The organism is Latilactobacillus sp. (assembly GCF_033176295.1).
Taxonomy (GTDB): Bacteria; Bacillota; Bacilli; order Lactobacillales; family Lactobacillaceae; genus Latilactobacillus; species Latilactobacillus sakei.
In genome coordinates this window covers 1-16498 of the sequence record NZ_JAMQEX010000022.1, presented here as the reverse complement: position 1 = coordinate 16498, position 16498 = coordinate 1, and the positions used below count along the sequence as shown (strand labels likewise).

17 protein-coding genes and 1 pseudogene are annotated in these 16498 nt (G+C 38.9%); 1 reads left to right on the top strand and 17 read right to left on the bottom strand.

Annotated features, from left to right (window positions below; genetic code table 11):
* Positions 1-84: 84 nt before the first annotated feature.
* The 5 genes and pseudogenes from NDN60_RS09265 to NDN60_RS09245 all read right to left on the bottom strand — a co-directional run bounded on the left by NDN60_RS09265 (position 85) and on the right by NDN60_RS09245 (position 2683).
* Positions 85-495 carry a hypothetical protein gene (locus NDN60_RS09265; RefSeq protein ID WP_099947760.1) on the bottom strand — a complete coding sequence of 137 codons (411 nt, stop codon included), beginning with the start codon at positions 493-495 and terminating at the stop codon, positions 85-87.
* A 104-nt stretch (positions 496-599) separates the two neighbouring features.
* Positions 600-743 carry a hypothetical protein gene (locus NDN60_RS09260; RefSeq protein WP_011375404.1) on the bottom strand — a complete coding sequence of 48 codons (144 nt, stop codon included), beginning with the start codon at positions 741-743 and terminating at the stop codon, positions 600-602.
* Positions 744-806: 63 nt separating this feature from the next.
* A pseudogene (locus NDN60_RS09255) lies at positions 807-1491 on the bottom strand (type 1 glutamine amidotransferase domain-containing protein).
* Positions 1492-1565: 74 nt separating this feature from the next.
* A complete protein-coding gene (locus NDN60_RS09250) occupies positions 1566-2201 on the bottom strand; it encodes a YcjF family protein (RefSeq protein WP_025015983.1) in 636 nt (211 codons plus the stop codon).
* A 161-nt stretch (positions 2202-2362) separates the two neighbouring features.
* Positions 2363-2683 carry a helix-turn-helix domain-containing protein gene (locus tag NDN60_RS09245; RefSeq protein ID WP_056947480.1) on the bottom strand — a complete coding sequence of 107 codons (321 nt, stop codon included), beginning with the start codon at positions 2681-2683 and terminating at the stop codon, positions 2363-2365.
* A 395-nt stretch (positions 2684-3078) separates the two neighbouring features.
* Between NDN60_RS09245 and NDN60_RS09240 the strand changes: the two genes are divergently transcribed.
* The gene (locus NDN60_RS09240) at positions 3079-3684 is read left to right on the top strand and encodes a DUF6287 domain-containing protein (protein ID WP_056947478.1); all 606 of its coding nucleotides are present in this window, start codon (positions 3079-3081) and stop codon (positions 3682-3684) included.
* Between the two features lie 61 nt (positions 3685-3745).
* On the opposite strand, the gene NDN60_RS09235 is transcribed toward NDN60_RS09240, so the two are convergent.
* From NDN60_RS09235 to NDN60_RS09180, 12 genes are all read right to left on the bottom strand, one after another.
* A complete protein-coding gene (locus tag NDN60_RS09235; protein WP_056947384.1) occupies positions 3746-4759 on the bottom strand; it encodes a DUF6287 domain-containing protein in 1014 nt (337 codons plus the stop codon).
* Between the two features lie 234 nt (positions 4760-4993).
* Positions 4994-6178: a spr1629 family repressor/antitoxin gene (locus tag NDN60_RS09230; protein ID WP_056947385.1), complete on the bottom strand. Its 1185-nt coding sequence runs from the start codon at positions 6176-6178 to the stop codon at positions 4994-4996.
* 31 nt (positions 6179-6209) lie between these two features.
* A complete protein-coding gene (locus NDN60_RS09225; protein ID WP_231953047.1) occupies positions 6210-6869 on the bottom strand; it encodes a spr1630 family ClpXP-sensitive toxin in 660 nt (219 codons plus the stop codon).
* 308 nt (positions 6870-7177) lie between these two features.
* Complete coding sequence (gene rpsI, locus NDN60_RS09220; RefSeq protein ID WP_011375412.1) at positions 7178-7570, bottom strand: 30S ribosomal protein S9; 393 nt, start codon at positions 7568-7570, stop codon at positions 7178-7180.
* A gap of 13 nt (positions 7571-7583) precedes the next feature.
* Positions 7584-8027: a 50S ribosomal protein L13 gene (gene rplM, locus NDN60_RS09215; protein WP_011375413.1), complete on the bottom strand. Its 444-nt coding sequence runs from the start codon at positions 8025-8027 to the stop codon at positions 7584-7586.
* A 134-nt stretch (positions 8028-8161) separates the two neighbouring features.
* Positions 8162-8911 (bottom strand): tRNA pseudouridine(38-40) synthase TruA, encoded by a 750-nt coding sequence (gene truA / locus NDN60_RS09210; RefSeq protein WP_056947388.1) that lies wholly within the window; start codon positions 8909-8911, stop codon positions 8162-8164.
* A 336-nt stretch (positions 8912-9247) separates the two neighbouring features.
* On the bottom strand, positions 9248-9409 hold the full coding sequence (locus tag NDN60_RS09205; protein WP_231953173.1) for a hypothetical protein: 162 nt from the start codon (positions 9407-9409) through the stop codon (positions 9248-9250).
* A gap of 176 nt (positions 9410-9585) precedes the next feature.
* A complete protein-coding gene (locus NDN60_RS09200) occupies positions 9586-10557 on the bottom strand; it encodes a WxL domain-containing protein (RefSeq protein WP_099947761.1) in 972 nt (323 codons plus the stop codon).
* Between the two features lie 117 nt (positions 10558-10674).
* On the bottom strand, positions 10675-10827 hold the full coding sequence (locus tag NDN60_RS09195) for a hypothetical protein (protein WP_011375417.1): 153 nt from the start codon (positions 10825-10827) through the stop codon (positions 10675-10677).
* The gene (locus NDN60_RS09190) at positions 10808-11872 is read right to left on the bottom strand and encodes a DUF916 domain-containing protein (RefSeq protein ID WP_172952583.1); all 1065 of its coding nucleotides are present in this window, start codon (positions 11870-11872) and stop codon (positions 10808-10810) included. The genes NDN60_RS09195 and NDN60_RS09190 overlap by 20 nt, the downstream gene beginning before the upstream one ends.
* Positions 11873-11876: 4 nt before the next feature.
* Positions 11877-12914: a DUF916 and DUF3324 domain-containing protein gene (locus NDN60_RS09185; protein ID WP_099947763.1), complete on the bottom strand. Its 1038-nt coding sequence runs from the start codon at positions 12912-12914 to the stop codon at positions 11877-11879.
* Positions 12915-12927: 13 nt separating this feature from the next.
* A complete protein-coding gene (locus tag NDN60_RS09180) occupies positions 12928-16302 on the bottom strand; it encodes a WxL domain-containing protein (protein WP_099947764.1) in 3375 nt (1124 codons plus the stop codon).
* Positions 16303-16498: the final 196 nt, after the last annotated feature.

Below are 16498 nucleotides of genomic sequence, written 5' to 3'. Positions count from 1 at the left end.
AGTAATCACTCCCTATATTGGTTGGAATTAGCTACTACCATTGTAAGTGATTGCTTTGGGCTTTTTAATTTCTGTTCGGATTAATTATAGAATTTGCCTTTTAATAATCAATTGCTCAAAATAATTGCTTGGTGCCTCATAAACTTTCAACCCCTTCCATAACCTTTTGTCTAAGTGACATAGTGACACGTTTTCCTGCGGTTTAATGACTGCGTCCGCATAAAACGGACTCTTACAATACATCGATTTATATAACCCAGTTGCACCAGGTACTTCATTTTTCAGAACAACGTAGTTACTAGTACTATTATTTAACGCTAAAATCTGATAATCCTTTGGCATTCCGGCTTCGTCTTTATAATAATTCGTTAAAACAAATTTCATTTCCGGATCTCTTTGCTTTCGATACGACCAAAATCCCCATACACCTGCAATTATTGCTAATACTGCTGTGGCTGCAACATTAACCCAATCGGCCCAAGCTCCCATTTCCATTATCGTACCCCCATCATTTCATTAATTTTTATTATAAAAAACGGCTCCGACATATGGCGACGGTTTTCAATTTTTCGACAAAAAAATAGTAATCGACAAGTCGATTACCAGTGAATTTCTGTAAAAATCTTTGGGCCTTTACGCATCTTTGTCCGATCATTCTTAGCGACGTCAGTTTGTTTTGACTTACCGCCACCCTTTTTTTGATCGATTAAGGCTTGCATTTTTTCTTTTTGCTTTTGATCCATTTTCATACTCCCAACTATTCTGTTCCTATCAGCTTAACATAATTTGCACCACTACGGCACCCATTATTTTTGAATTGCGGGAATTAATAAGTCAGTGACTGCTCGGACTGAGAACGGATTTTGGCCGGTTACTAATTGACCGTCTTGGACAGCGAATGACTTATACGCCCGCTTTTTAGTGAATTCGGCGCCATTTTGAGCGGCCACTTCTTCATTTAAAAATGGTACGACGTTCTTCTTACCTGCCAACACTTCTTCGGCTGTTGTAAAACCGGTCACTTTTTTACCGGCAATCACAAACTGACCTTTTGTATCTTTTAATTGCAAGAGTCCTGCAATACCGTGACAGACTGAAGACAGGTAGCCACCTTGTTGATAAATTGCCCGCGCAATCGCTTGGATTTCGGCATTATCTGGGAAGTCCCACATCACACCGTGGCCCCCTGTATAGTAAATCGCTGCATAATCAATCAGCCGGATTAACGTCGCTAGGCTTCAATGTGGCAACTAAGCCGCGTTGAACGTAATCTGGTTGTTCATAAATCTCCAAAATCGCTTCATCGGTATACTTCATCCCCCGTGGATCAAGCGGCACAAAGCCACCTTGAGGACTGACAAAGTCATAGTCGATGCCCGCCTTTTGCATCTCCGCGACAAATTCTGCCGACTCACCCAACCATAAACCCGTGGGATCAGTTGTGCCTTGATACCGCGTGATGTTGGTATACACGATTAATACTTTTACCATTTTAAAAAGCCTCCCGAAACTAGTGATGTGGGTTTATTAAATCATTAACGGTGATGACTGTCAATTGAAAGACATTACTTTCTTTGTAGCAACCCAAACAACGTTTTGAACTGATTTTTAAAGGACAGCATGTCGTTAAAAATATCCTCGCCATCGTTGAGCATTTTAACCGTCAACCAACCCAGTGCTTCGGTGATCGACATCGCAACCGTTGCGTTAACTGCTGCCCCAGTGACTGTCCCGACAACTGGCACAAGCTTCAAGATATTCCCGACAGCACTGCGACCTAACCCAACTAAAACTAATTCCTTCGACAAACTTTTACCAAGACTCGCCGACCAAGATTGGCCGAATAATTTATGCAAGCGGGCCATCATTGTCAATTGGACAGGTACTAATAAGAAAGCATCTGAAAATGGAATTGGTGAACAACCAATAATCGCCGCTGTTAACGAGGCTGCATGAATAATATTATGGGCTTGTTGCCGTTTTTGATCGTCAACACCCACTAAGAAGTCGGCAAAGACGCTATCAAACTGCGTCCGGCTCTTGGCCATCGTCTTCTCCGCCAATGCTTTAGACTGGTTGAAGGACTTGGCAATAATCGCCGCTGATTGTCGTGGTAACTTTTGCAAAACTTCCGTAAAGAATGAATCGAACTCTGGATTATCATCCTGATTCACTTGCCGCTTATCAAATAACTTTTTCATCACGCCACGCTCCTTATCTCATTAACTGACACTGCTACTTTAAGCTGATTATATAATATCGAACCGTACTTCGTCTATCGAGCGGAAGGCTGACTTTTTGAGCAATTAAAAAAACACCCCACAACTGCCCGTTACGAGGTGTTTTCTTGAATAATAGCGACTTACTTCTTATTTAAATCATTCAAGGTTTCATTGGCTTTTTCAATCAACGAGACAACTCTCAAAATACTTTCAGTTTGCTCGTCCGTTAAACCACCCATTTTAAAAGGTAAATCATCAGAAATATTCAATAAGTAGTCCGCTGACGTATCAAGAATACTACAAATACTGACCAGCGTTTCTAAGGATGGGTATGATAGCCCTTGCTCATAGGCAGAAACGGTTCCCTTACTGACCCCCAGTCGTTTTGAAAGTTCTAGTTGAGTCAACCGCTTTGCTTTACGGACCGCCTTCAACCTCTCACCAAAAAAATTAATTGTCATAAAATTAAACCCTCCGTTTAGCGTAGCAAAACGATATACGAGTATTATATGTATTAAGTGCATGCTACATTGACACCTTCGAGGTTAATTGATACTATTAACAGCATAAAGTGACTGTTATGCTAGTAATATAGCTAACTTATCGTCAACTAGCTTAACAGACTTTAAAATATCGTAAAATTCTTGGGAGGAATGTATGATTATAAAGACAAACGATCTGATTCACTCACCAGCATGTTACCGTGAAATAGATGACAAAGAATATGTTACAACGGGGTCTATCTCTTAATTGAACACAATTCAACACGATACTGTCAAACATATTATCGGTATCGGAGAACATGCATTAAAAATAATCACCATGTTATTATCTAACTCGGGGGAGTATTAGAAATATGCAGAAGCATTTAACCGTCATTTTGAGTGTCATAGCCATATTAACGTTAGCCGCCTGTGGGCAAGCTCAAATAAAAGCCCCACAAACTAGTCACAATAAGAACGCTAAGGTTGCTTCAACTAGTCATCCAAAATCGGCCTCACACAGCACAACGTCGCGTGTCGCCAAAAGTGATTCAACAACATCACAAACACCGGCAAAGCAAACTGGCATGAATCTCACTCAGATCCAAGCGGGCGATTACAGTAATATCGCCGGTCAATGGCAGTTAAGTAGTCGCCAAGCTAAAGGTCGCGAGATGACAATCGATAATGCCAAACCTTTAGCGATTACCAACAATCAACTCACATCAGACAGTATAACGCTCAGCAAAGCTGGCTTAAAAGACAATGCAGGTTTGCATCCAGTCAATTTTAAAACGACTAATGGCCACCTAGCCGCCCTATTAGCGGATTCAGTTGCCATTAATTGGTCTGTCACCTTCTATCCGGTTGGTACTAGCACCGAATACGGCCTCGAAGCCGTCAATACCACCAATTCGAAAAACGTGATTGTCATCTGGACCAGCAATATGTCATTGACTGACGTCTATGTGCAAAGTTAAGCGATGGTCATCAAAAAAAGACCGTTCAAGTTTAAAAACTTGAACGGTCTTTTTTATGGTGCTAATTAACTTTGTAGTAAACAGCTGCTACATCAACAAGAGTAGCACTATCTTGCGTGCCAACCGAAATGATTTTATCTTGGTTAACGTCGCCATCGGTTAAATCACCCATCGTGCCTTTAGGTAAGAATGAAATCGTTAGGACTGCACTTGGAATTGTACTCCCTAAAGTAAAGACGCCATCTTTTTCCCCTGATTTTAATTGTTGTTCGTAGGCTTTAGTCGTTGTGCCACCTAAATATGGCACATCTTGCGGTCTACCATCTTGGCCATCTAATCCCGGAATATCAATTTCCTGTCCGATTACCGTTGCGGTTCCTTTATGGTCTAAGATATCCGAAAATTGCATCGTTTGATCCCTAATGACAATCTTTCGACCCTCACCATTTTGCCAAGTGCCATTCAGACTCGCATAGTTACCGGTTTTAACCTCTTCGTAATTCATGGCTTGGGCTTGCTTAGGCAAAGCTTTGGTTGCCGTTTCTGATGATGTTGATGATACTGTTTCCTGAACAGCTTCTTCTTTAACATATTCCTTATTTGCTTTAATCGTCGTTTTGATTTGTTGCGTCATTTTTTTCAACCCTTGTGTCGTATACACGGTTGACCACTGCTGATTAACGTCAGCCAATAAGGCTTGTAGGCGGTCGTTTTTGCTCGTAACAGTCTCAGTACTAACAGCCTTGGATAGTGTATTAGCCTTTAATACCTGCTGGTTTTGATTTTTAAAGACGCCTTGGCCCATCGTAATCGCGACATGATAGGCCTGATTAACCTTGCTACTATGGTTATCTTTTTGATGGTAGCGGTCAGCTGCCGTCACCATTTTTTTCAGGACTGTTAATTTCTGTGCATCCCCTTGCGCCTCATTAAACGTCTTAACGTCCTTTTGAATATTATCTAATTGCGTCGTGATTTGCACTTCTTTTTGCTGATCTTGGTACCGCGTATAACCCCAAACGCCACCAATGACCGCGATGATTAAAATCACGACAATCCATACTTTACGCTTCACAACTATTCCCCTCATAATTGTCTATGCAATTGATTATCCACCAATTAGGAACCGATTTCAACGCTGATTTATTTTAATAAGTACATCGACTTCAAAATAGAAGCATTATCTAGCATACTTTTACTAGCATTATCAAAACTAATAAAAGAAAACCTCTGATATTGGGCTAAACGCCAATACCAGAGGTTTTCTTTATTGTAGCAAATATAATAATATATTGATGTACCAACCAACTTACTTTTCACCAGAGAATAAAGTAACAATATTTGAGTTATCAAAATATTCTCTTATCGGTTCCTCTCCATACCTCTCTAGAAAGGTATTCTCAAGTCCAAACAGTGAATCAAGAAATGAACGATCGATGTAATACTTATTTAAAATATCCGTTAGCGACCAAAGATGATTCCTAAAAATAATATCTAATAATGAACGTATCTTTCCCGGTCTAATAATCGCGATATCTTCATCTAAAGGTTCATTTTTTCTATATCCTTTTCGATTTAACGTTGCATAAAAATAACGATTCTCTTCAAAGGTAAGCAAGCCTAATTTGTAAGCGTGATATTCTAGCGCACCTATTGAAACCATATATTTCATTTTTAAATCTAAATATGAGTCCGGATTTGACTTTTTTTGAATTATTGAAAAATCTTTTAAGAATTCATCCTTAGGCAAAAGAAAACACGAGGCAAAAATATTTGCTTCTCTTTCAATTACTTTATGCTCATCTTTAGTTAAGCTATCCATATCAATCTTGTAATGGATTAATAGATGTCCTAATTCGTGGGCCAAATCAAAATTTCTTCTAACCGCTGATTTTTTCTTGCTTCCAAGAATAATGAATGGTTGATCTGCATTGGTCCAGGTACTATACGCATCAATACTAGAACCCATATTTTTTTCTAAAATATAGATTCCTGAAAGTTCAAGTTTGTAAAGAAGCTCTGAATTATCTTGTAAATCTAGCTTCTCTCTAGCATTCTCAGCAACACTCTCTAAAATCGAAACACGATCATTTTTTACCATGAACGTGTTATTAATTTGTATTGATTCAGATCTTAACGACCGAATAGTCGTTGTCGGTAAATTAAGTTTACCTTCAAATATATCTAAGAAATAACTAGTATAGTCGATAAACATCGTTTCCATTTTTGTCTTTTTTCGAGCATCTCGATCGTCAGCTCGATATGCAATACTATCAACTGTAGAAACATTAGTCGTAAATGGTGCGGTATAGAAAAACTGAGATTTTACATTAAATATTTTTTTCAGTTCATTAGTTACTTCAAATTTCGGTACGGTGTATTGGTTTTCATACTGCCAAATTGCTTGTTCACTTAACCCTAATTTGTCAGCAAGTTCCTTTCTGGAGAGACCATTTAATTCTCTAACACTCTGTAACTTCTCTCCGAAAAACATGATAATCACATCCTTGCTTATTGGTTGAAAATTAATTCCCAGAATTCTCTTCTGCTTCTTCTTCGGGAACAGAGTATCCGAATGCATTCGCAGTTCCTGAGAAAGTCGTCTGGTTAGAAACCTTCTCATTTATAATTGGTTCAACATCTTCAGGAGAAACTTCGTACTCACTTTCTTGAATTAAATAGCTCAAATCTTCAATTAATTCTAAATTCATTGTTTGTGCGTTTGGCATCGTTAATTGGACAGAATTAATAAGCTTAGTCTGATCATCAATTTCATAAGTCACAATATAAAAACGTGAGTAATTATGCTCTACAGACAATTGAGTCCCTTCTATTACAGCGTTGACCTCTGCTGGAGCATTTAATTCCAGCTGAATTTGTTCAGGCTTATCAACAAAATTCCGAGTTCTATTCTTAAAAATTGGCGTATTTATATCTTTTGCCAAACCAACTAAATAGTTATCCTCGTTAGGTTTATGCATATTTCTACTAAAAGACTTAACAACTCGTCTAGCATTCTTTACAATAAGCATATAGTCTTCAGCATTCTGTTTAACTGTAAACTGCAAATACTCCCAAGTGTACCCAGCTTTTTCTATTTTAAACTGCACATCGATGTCCTTTCCAATTTTAGAAATTTGATCATCGATATGATTTCCTTTTGTCCATGCATAAGCGCCACTCACATTCATTGATTCTTTTTTTCTTTGCGTTCTTCAAGATAGTGTAAGTAACCTTTTAAAGTGCCATCAACTATTACTTTATTAATGGTGCTGTCTAATTTAAACTGATCCATTTACAATCCCCCAATTAAGTTATTTATATTATTATACGACATCCTTAAAGTAAAAACATTATTTTCTTATTTTTTTTAAAGTATCAAACGTTAGGTAATCAATTCTCGTATTTTTCCAGAAAATAACACCTTCAAAAAAACACCCCACAACCATAAGTTGTGGGGTGTTTTGCAAAACCGAATAATATCGGATTGATATTAACGTTTTGAGAATTGTGATGCTTTACGAGCTTTCTTAAGACCTGGTTTCTTACGTTCCTTCATACGAGGGTCACGTGTTAACATGCCAGCACTCTTAAGAGCTGGACGGAAGTCAGGGTCAACTGTCAATAGGGCACGTGAAATACCGTGACGGATTGCACCAGCTTGGCCTGAGAATCCACCACCATTAACGTTTACCAAGATATCATAGCTATCTGTTGTTTCAGTAATTGTTAAAGGTTGTTTCATATCTAAAATCAAGTTAGCAAATGGAACGTAATCAACAACGTCTTTGTTGTTGATAGTGATTTTACCAGTACCTGGTACTAAACGTACACGAGCTACTGAGTTTTTACGACGGCCTGTACCGTTATAAGTTACTTGAGCCACTATAGTTTCCTCCTTAAATAATGTCCGTAATGTCTAAGACTTCTGGATTTTGTGCTTGGTGTTTGTGTTCGCCACCAGCGTAAACGTGTAACTTCAAGAATTGGTTGTGACCCAATGAGTTCTTAGGTAACATCCCTTTAACTGACATTTCAATTAAACGTTCTGGGTTGTTTTCACGAATTTCGCCAGCAGTACGAGTTTTCAAACCACCAGGATGATTACTATGGTGATGATATAACTTGTCGGTTGCTTTGCGACCTGTTAATTTAATTTTTTCAGCGTTGATGACGATGATGTTATCACCTGTATCAACGTTAGGTGTAAATGTTGGTTTATTTTTACCGCGTAAGATAGAAGCGACTACAGTTGATAGACGACCTAATGCAATATCTGTTGCATCGATCACATACCATTTACGTTCTACTTCGCCTGGTTTAGCCATGTAAGTTGTACGCACGATTTATTCCTCCAATATTCTGTGTTTGTTTGACACTCAATAAGTTTCCGGGGCCTATCGTGGGGCAAACAATACCAGATACTATAATACCGTAATTTATTGATTAAGTCAATCGAATCTCATATATTTCCAGTCTATTTATAATAAACTTCTTTTAAATACAAACCGCTTGCTGGCGCGGTTGAGCGCGCCTGTTGCCGATCCTTCACTTCATACAATCGTAAAAAGTCATGTACGTCGCGGCGACCGTTACCGATTTCCAATAAAGTGGCCACTAAGATGCGGACCATATTATATAAAAAGCCATTGCCATGGAATTCAAAAATAAGTTCGTTTTCAGCTTCGTTGTATACAACGGTTGCTTCATAGATTGTTCTGACCTTATCCTTGATGACCCCTCCAGCGGCCGCAAAACTCGTATAGTCATGCGTCCCCATCACGTCGGGTAATGCCGCCTTAATCCGTTCAACATCGATTGGATAAGGATAGTGACCCGTATAACGCCGTTTAAACGGATTAGTATAGTGACCAAGGTCTACGCGATACATGTAGCGCTTGCCGACCGTTGAAAAGCGCGCATGAAAATCATCATCTGCCAATTGGCTATCAACCACTTCCATATCTAACGGTAAAAGGCTATTTAAGGCCCGTAGCATGCTTTTAGCGGGGAGCTCAGATGGATAGTCAAAATGCACAACTTGGCCCATAGCGTGGACGCCAGAGTCTGTTCGGCCGGAACCGTAAACTTGAATATAGGTGCCCTTACTCATCTTGGTTAAAGCTTTTTCCAAGGTGCCTTGAACTGTGCGTTGCTTAGGCTGAACTTGAAAGCCGGCAAAATCAGTCCCATCATAGGCGACCGTTACTCGATAGCGTTGTGTCATTGTTTCTCCTCTTACTTCACAAAATCATTATATCTATTCTAGTCAATTTTCTGAAAAGTAGCAACCCTCCTATCAAAATAAACACCAATTAATAGGTAGCAAAAAAGACTGCGATAAAAGTCATCTTACCCCAGTCCTTTTTTTAAATAATTAGCTAATCTGATATAACACATCCCGTAAGGCAGCGTACTTCTCTCTACCTTCTCTGGTCACTTCTAGTTGCACCGTTCGTTGATCATCATCTACATTGTGCGCCTTCATAATGTAATGCTTATTTTGCAAAGCATTCAACTTACGTGAAGCAGCTGGGGGTGATGTGTTAAATTTCTTAGCGATTTACCCAGGTCGGTTATTCCCAAGCTCGATGATTTGTTCCAAAACGAGGAATTGATCATAGGTTAACCCATATTCTTCGCTCGCTTTATTTAACCGATTAATTTTTTGTTGTGCGTCCAGATACCACTCACTGATACTTAAAATTTCGTGTTGCTCCGCCATTTTATGTTCCCCCTAAGCCTAGGCACCTTCATTTAATACCTGCTTCTGTGTTATCATAGCTATGTATGCAAAAGCGACCGGCAGTTAGTTTTCGAAGGCAAACTACCGACCACTTTTACGAATATCTTTACTTATGAGCTTTAGTCTAATCTGTTTCAGATTGGATTAAAGTTTTTTTATGCAACTGTTGAGCTTAATGTCCATGTTAAGTTAGCTTTGTAGATAGCATTTGTAACTTCTGCACCTGCAGGCATTGTTAACTTGATGTTTTCTGGTGTCCAACCAAAGACGTTAGCACCTTGGCCTTCGCCATCATTAGCTTCGGCAACTGTAATATCTGTACCGCCAACAGCTAATGGTGTTGAGAAACTCTTATTGATGTTAGCAGTTGCAACTGGTGCAACTGTTGGTTGTGTAGCAAGTGCTGCAACATCAGCTGTGTAAGTAGCATCTTGTGTATCTTTTGTTAATTCAGCTACTTGTTGAGTTTGACCGTATTGTGTATTGTCAAATGATAATTTAGCACCAGTAATTGTTTCAGTAGTTGGTTTTGAAGGATCAGCATTATCCATAGCTGTTAAAGCATCTACTGATTTAACTGATAATTTCCATAAACCAGCTTTTGAAGTTGTTCCTTCCCAGAAATCACTTGTTGGATCAGTTGTGTTGTTAGACTTGTTGCTGTTAGAATCTTTACGTGTTACTTGTTTATCAACAACTGTTGCCCAAGCAGTACCATCAACATGGCCCTTCTTTAATTCTGGATCATTTGTGTTTAAAACAGCTGTTTCGTTAGTCTTGCCGCCTTCATAACTTGCTTTAAGGTTATTTGTTGGTAATGATGTATTCTTACCATCAGCAGTAAAGTCTAATTTTGAGTCATCTAGAATTTTATGATTACCAAAATCTAATGTGTGAAGTACCATTTGAAGACGTAAGTAACCAGTGTTACCATTGTCGCTGTTATCGCCAAATGAAATCCCAGCAACTGTTTTGTCAGTTTGTGGTAATTTTGTGCCACCATTGTCATTTGAATGAGCATCTTGTGAACCTAGTTGTGATGTTCCAGCAAATGATGCAGTTGGTGCCATAAGTGAAAGTAATGTTGCGCCAGCTAATACTGAGCTTGTTAATTTTGTGAATTTCATGAGAAATTCCTCCCTAGAATTTTTAGAGCATGAATCTCATTTTTATTATATCACTAATATAATATTCAGTGTTTATAACCATTTTTTAGTGTAGTACGTTTAAAACCCGTCCAACAACTACATTGTAATCGTTGTATAGACGTTGTAGCTATGGTAAACAAGAGCCGCCATGATGCCAGTTGCAATGAGCGTGATTGATAGTATCGTTACTAGCGCAATCATGCCCCATTTCGTCTTTTTATAACCAAATTTATTTACCATTCTTTGCATGGAGATCCCTCTTTCGTTTTCTAACTCGGTGCACTCTGAAGAAAATACCACCGATTATCACTAAAGTAATCGCTACCCCACCTAGAATCCAATTACGATTTCTAAGATAGGCCGCATTTAAACTGTTAATATATTTGGCTTGCGAAGCCGTAATCAAAACATCTTTATGCAGCGTTTTAGCATACTGATTATTTTGCGTTGTCAAGGTCATACTATATGTCCCTGGCACCAACCGTTTTCCCCCAAGCAATAGATCAACATAGAAACTCGTATTTGGTGCAATCTTGCCATTTTTGACAGTTGTTGTGTATTGGATAAATTGCCATTTTTGATTCTGCAATTTAACTTTAATCTTCGCTTTTTCGAGGTACATCGGATCAGGATTATTGAGTTTAATATTAATCGCAGCCTTCTTCGCTTTAGTGAAGCGCGTTTTGATTGACGGTGATTGTAAATAACGATAATCGTTTTTCTTCACAGATTGACCATTTAAAATTAACCCTATCGCGTAGCGGTAAGCATTTTTAACTGCTGATGTTTGATTAAATTGATTAGCGCTTAAATTAATCGCTGTTGCTTTAGTCCCCTTAAAGCTGTCATTCGTTTTAATTTTGATGACAATCCGCTTAGTGGCACCAGCTGGTAAGCTCGTCTTCTTAGGAACGGTTACTAACTGGCTTCCCGGTTGTTTCAAAAGTTTTTTATCAACCGGATGAGACCCCAGATAATCAACTGACGCATTATCATTTGTCGAGGCGTCCTTCGTCTGACCGTAGATATTAATCGTATGCTCAGTTGGATTATAGACTTTGATGCGCACCGTCTTCGTCTGATTAGGTTTCACATGTAAGTTAAAATAACCCAATTGCTTACCGCCGATATTATCTTTTGGTAACTCCGGCATTATCATAAATGTCGCCTTATTAGCAGCCGGGAGCTTGATCAAGCTCTTTTTCTTAGCTGCTTGAGCAGTCCCAATCCCTAGCGTCATTATCACGCCAATCAGCGTGATCATTACTAATACATATCGACAATATTTCCGCATCACATTACCCGATTCTAATAACTTTATAGAGACCATATGCTGCAACTAACAATAGAACACCGTTAGCTGCCAAGACGTACAACCATTTATTAGTTGGACGTTGAATTGAACGTTTATTTAAATCAGCCGCAGCCGCTTTTGAAACTTTAAAGGTTTTCTTAAACGTCCAAGACATTGGTAATTTATTCCAAAGGTTTTCACCAGTAACTTTTACCGAGACTTGGTAGGTGCCTGCCTTCATGTTGTTATACTCCCAAGAAATTGGAAGTGTCACAGATGAATTAGGTGCAATACTTGAGCCTTCTTTTTCGTAAAAGCGCTTATCAGAGAAAAGGCCCTTCTTCGATACAACGGCTTTGAAATGAACATTTTTCAAAATCATAGGTTGTGTATTACGAAGTTTAACCCCCATCGCAGGTCGATTATTATACAAAATAGGTTTTGTCGAATCATATTTCAGTTCTGGATAAACCTTATAATGTGACCCTCGCAAGACGACACTAATCATATAGGCGTAATTACTCGAAATCGTTTGTTCATCGGTTTTATTATCACGATATTCGATAAAATGCCAACCGCCAGAAATCAGACCGTTAAAGTTATCTTCCGGCATCTTAATCGTTGCTTGAATAACAGTTGTTTCTTGTGGTCCTAAGTGAAGCACGCGATCTGATTTACGCACAGCCCCAATTGTTGTTAACGGGATTTTAGCACTCGGATCTAACCCTTTAGTAGACGATTGAAATTTCATATCGCCACCCATTTGAGTCATCCCATTTTGAAATTCACTTCTAATTGTGATTTTCTTATCCGTAAAGTTTTGAACACGCATCTTAATGGTATGCGTCGTTCCGGGTTTGTACTTAACATCAAAGTAATTTAAGCTCGTGTCCACTTGACCTTCCGGCATAATTGGCTGGATTTCAAAATCTGCTTTTTCAGTTGTAGAGTCGGCCTGAACTTGTTGTGACAGCGCAAAACCGCCCATCACGCCTATGGCCAATCCTAAAATTATATTTCTTAATAATCGTTTTCTAAACACGATTTGATTCCTCCTATGGTGCAACCGTTAATGTCCAATCTAAAGTCGTTGTATAGGTTGTATTATCCCGTTTAGTTGTCGCTGGGACATGTAAGCCAATGCTGATATCAGCATTCTTCTTATCACCAAATTGATAGTACCAACTCCCCTTACCTTGATCATCGCTGTAAAGATTGTTTTCATCACTTTGATCCTTATCAGGGTCATCATTCTGGAAAAGTCCAACCTTGGTATAGGTCATTAAATTCTTGACCGTATAGCCAGATTCTAAGCCGGATTTTAAACTAAAGCTATCAACCGAAGACATTGCTTGATTTGGCGTTGTGTTACCCACATCCGCAATAACAGTCCCATTTTTAAATTGTAGTTCTGCATCTTTCAAGACTTGTTTACGATCGTCCGTAAACGGTTTTTCTTGTGCAACTTGTAATTGCCATGAATCAACACCGTAGTGATCAGTTACTTTAACGGCTTGTGGTGTCTTACGATCTTCTAGATAGTAGGTACTATCTGTTTGTGTCCGATTATGGGTACCAAAATCCCAATAACTTGGTGCTTCAACTGAAAGCATCCGCTTGTAATAGCCATACGTAATCGTTCGAACCTTATCCGTAAAGACAGGATCATCCTTGTACGCTTTAGACCAGTTAGCGTTCGTTAAATCAGTACTTTCCGTTACTGCATGGATTGTATACCCATCGATAACCTTAGGTGCTACTCGTTCTGAGTTAACAGTCGACAACTTGGTGCCTGAAGTCCCTTTTTCATCAACTTCAGTGGCAATATAAGTTGGCTGACTTAAATCGTTATCTTCTAAATCAACGTAACGGATAATGATTTCGCCGATATTCTTCTTCAAATTCAATATTGTTTGATTGAAGTTCATTGTATTCCCAGCAATTAATACATTTTCAGTCCCAGTTGACGTCGTTTTAGTTTCTGTTAATTCGTCTGCTGTTAATTTAGCATCATTTGTCACCACTTTATCCGCTGCCAATGTATTATCATCGACACTTGCAGTCACTTGCATCTTATAACTGATAGTTGCCATATATCCCGGCTTCAATGGTTGCGAAAGTGTAATCGTCTGATGATCAGCACTAAATTTAGCATTTGCATCTGTCGTTTCATTCGTCCCATCAGCCTTGCTGATTTTAACAACTAACGGATAGTCATTACCGGTATCCGGATCACTAAATGAAAGTTTATCGGACTTCTTCATCGTAATCGTATTAACCTTCATGTTGGTAATGTTCCCCGTATTGTCAGCTGCTGCTGTTACCTTGTAACGATAATCGATGACATCCCCTTTACCGGCAGTTGTTTCTACACGATAACCATCCTTATCAGGATATTTAGGATCTGTTGACGTCGATGTATCTTCCGTCGTTGTATTCTTAAGCGTTTGTTCAAGTTTAACTTCTTTCTTATTCCGGATCTTCAACTTCGATTGGTTAGCTTTTGTCTTATGTTGATAATTAGCAACCGTCTTATCCGTTAAATCACCGGTTAAGTTGTCAGCGTAGAAGTTAGCATCATTCGTAATATCTTGTGTCTTAGCATTATCCTTAACCAATACTCGATATTGGACCATTACTTTCTTATCTGTATCGAGTGGTGTCTTCATGGCAATCGCCTTAAGACTTGCTAAAGTGCCTGATACCGTAGAACGAACCATTGTTGAGCCATAACTGATTTGAATCTGTTTATCTGGATAACCATCAAGTGATACTAATTCCAAATCATCCGGCACATTCATCGTAATATCTTGGATAGCAGCATTTGTTAAAGCCTCATCATTGGTATACTTCCCTGATGTACTATCAGTTGGTAACGTAATATCAAAACGATACATAATCTCATCACCAGGTACAGCCGTTGTTTCGGCCTTACCATCCCCATATCCAGGACCAAACCATGCTTGTCCCGAAATAGCCGTTGCTGGATTTCTAATAAATTGTTGAATGGTTGCCGTGTTCTTTTGTTTCTTCAATGTCAATGTGGTTGTATTAAACTTGCCTTTATCAGCGGCAGCGGTGTTGGTCTGATCTGTAAACCCGTTAGCTGTCAAAAGCCCATCGTTGTTTACGTCGCCATCCATATCCGCTGTAACCTTCATCTTGTAGTTCACCATTAATACTTGTGATTTCTTCAATGCGACATTCTTAAGCGTAATCTTCTTCGTGCCCGCTGTTCTGCCATCACTCATAGTGACATTAGCAGTAGGGACGGCTGTTCCACCCGCTGTTGCGGTAATGCCTGTTAGGTAGTCCAACTTGCCGGCTGGATCCATCACAATGTTATCAATGACGATATCCTTAACATCAGCATTGTTGTCTTTATCAGCAGTAACCTTGAAACGATAATCAATTGTGTCGCCTTTAGTACCAGATGCTTTTGGACCAAAAGCTGTTTCAGCTGCTTTATCTTGTTTCAATTGTTGACTGATTGTCACCTTATCTTTACGGACAATGTGTAAAATTGATTGGTTCGCTTTTGTCTTGTTTTGATAATTAGCAACAGTCGTATCTTTTAAATCACCCGTTAAGTTTGATGCGTAGAAGTTCGCAGCGTTGGTAACGTCTTGTGTTTTAGCATCCGGCATGATGTTAGCGCCGTAGTAAACAAGAGCCTCTGTCACATTCTTAGAAAGTGGACTCTTAAGGTCAAGGTTTTTAATATCCTTAATCGAATTAATAGTATCGTTATACTCAGAAACTTGACCTTCAGTACCCGTCCGATAGCTAATTTGAATCTTATGAGTCGTACCTACAACATTCGCTAGCTCTAAATCATCCGGTACATTCATCGCAATATCTTGTAACGCACTATTCAATAGATCAGCGTTATTCTTCGGATCGGTCGTTGGAAATTTAATCGAAAACTTGTACGTAACTGTATCCCCAGGGTTAACAGTTGCTTCCGCAGGTTTATTATTAGGCGCCGGTTCATCCGGCCCAATCCATCCTGAATTTGTATTCGCTACATTATCTTTAAGATTAATACTTTGGCTAATCTTTGCCTTATTGGATATCTTTTTAAGGGTTAAAACAGTTGTATTAAATTTCCCTTTATCAGCGGCAACGGTGTTGGTCTGATCCGTGAAACTATCAGCTGTTAACAGCCCATCGTTCTTCACGTCGCCATCCATATCCGCTGTAATCTTCATCTTGTAGTTCACAATTAATAATTGTGTTTTCGACAATGAAACATTCTTAACCGTAATCTTCTTCGTGCCGGCTGGATCCATCACAATGTTATCGATGACAATATTCTTAATATCGGTACTATTATCATCGCCAGCAGTAACCATGAAACGATAGTCGATTGTATCGCCTTTAACACCAGTTTCGGTCGTCTTAAAGGTGGTTGCCGAATCTTGTTTCAATTGGCTCCTATGTCAAGAATCCGGACATAAAAGTACGAACAAATTTGACTTTCAATTTAAATTACTTAATTTAATTTTCGGAGGCCGAAGTTTTAGTCCCGTTCAGATTTTAAAAACGCTTTAGAGTATATTAAATAAGCCCCAACATTATTGAATTTAATAGCCTGTAGCTACGCTACAAGTGAAATACGATCAC

Coding starts and splice junctions, on each gene's coding strand:
- NDN60_RS09265 (WP_099947760.1), bottom strand. CDS start 495: ATGGAAATGGGAGCTTGGGCCGATTGGGTTAATGTTGCAGCCACAGCA.
- NDN60_RS09260 (WP_011375404.1), bottom strand. CDS start 743: ATGGATCAAAAGCAAAAAGAAAAAATGCAAGCCTTAATCGATCAAAAA.
- NDN60_RS09250 (WP_025015983.1), bottom strand. CDS start 2,201: ATGAAAAAGTTATTTGATAAGCGGCAAGTGAATCAGGATGATAATCCA.
- NDN60_RS09245 (WP_056947480.1), bottom strand. CDS start 2,683: ATGACAATTAATTTTTTTGGTGAGAGGTTGAAGGCGGTCCGTAAAGCA.
- NDN60_RS09240 (WP_056947478.1), top strand. CDS start 3,079: ATGCAGAAGCATTTAACCGTCATTTTGAGTGTCATAGCCATATTAACG.
- NDN60_RS09230 (WP_056947385.1), bottom strand. CDS start 6,178: ATGTTTTTCGGAGAGAAGTTACAGAGTGTTAGAGAATTAAATGGTCTC.
- truA (WP_056947388.1), bottom strand. CDS start 8,911: ATGACACAACGCTATCGAGTAACGGTCGCCTATGATGGGACTGATTTT.
- NDN60_RS09205 (WP_231953173.1), bottom strand. CDS start 9,409: ATGGCGGAGCAACACGAAATTTTAAGTATCAGTGAGTGGTATCTGGAC.
- NDN60_RS09200 (WP_099947761.1), bottom strand. CDS start 10,557: ATGAAATTCACAAAATTAACAAGCTCAGTATTAGCTGGCGCAACATTA.
- NDN60_RS09195 (WP_011375417.1), bottom strand. CDS start 10,827: ATGCAAAGAATGGTAAATAAATTTGGTTATAAAAAGACGAAATGGGGC.
- NDN60_RS09190 (WP_172952583.1), bottom strand. CDS start 11,872: ATGCGGAAATATTGTCGATATGTATTAGTAATGATCACGCTGATTGGC.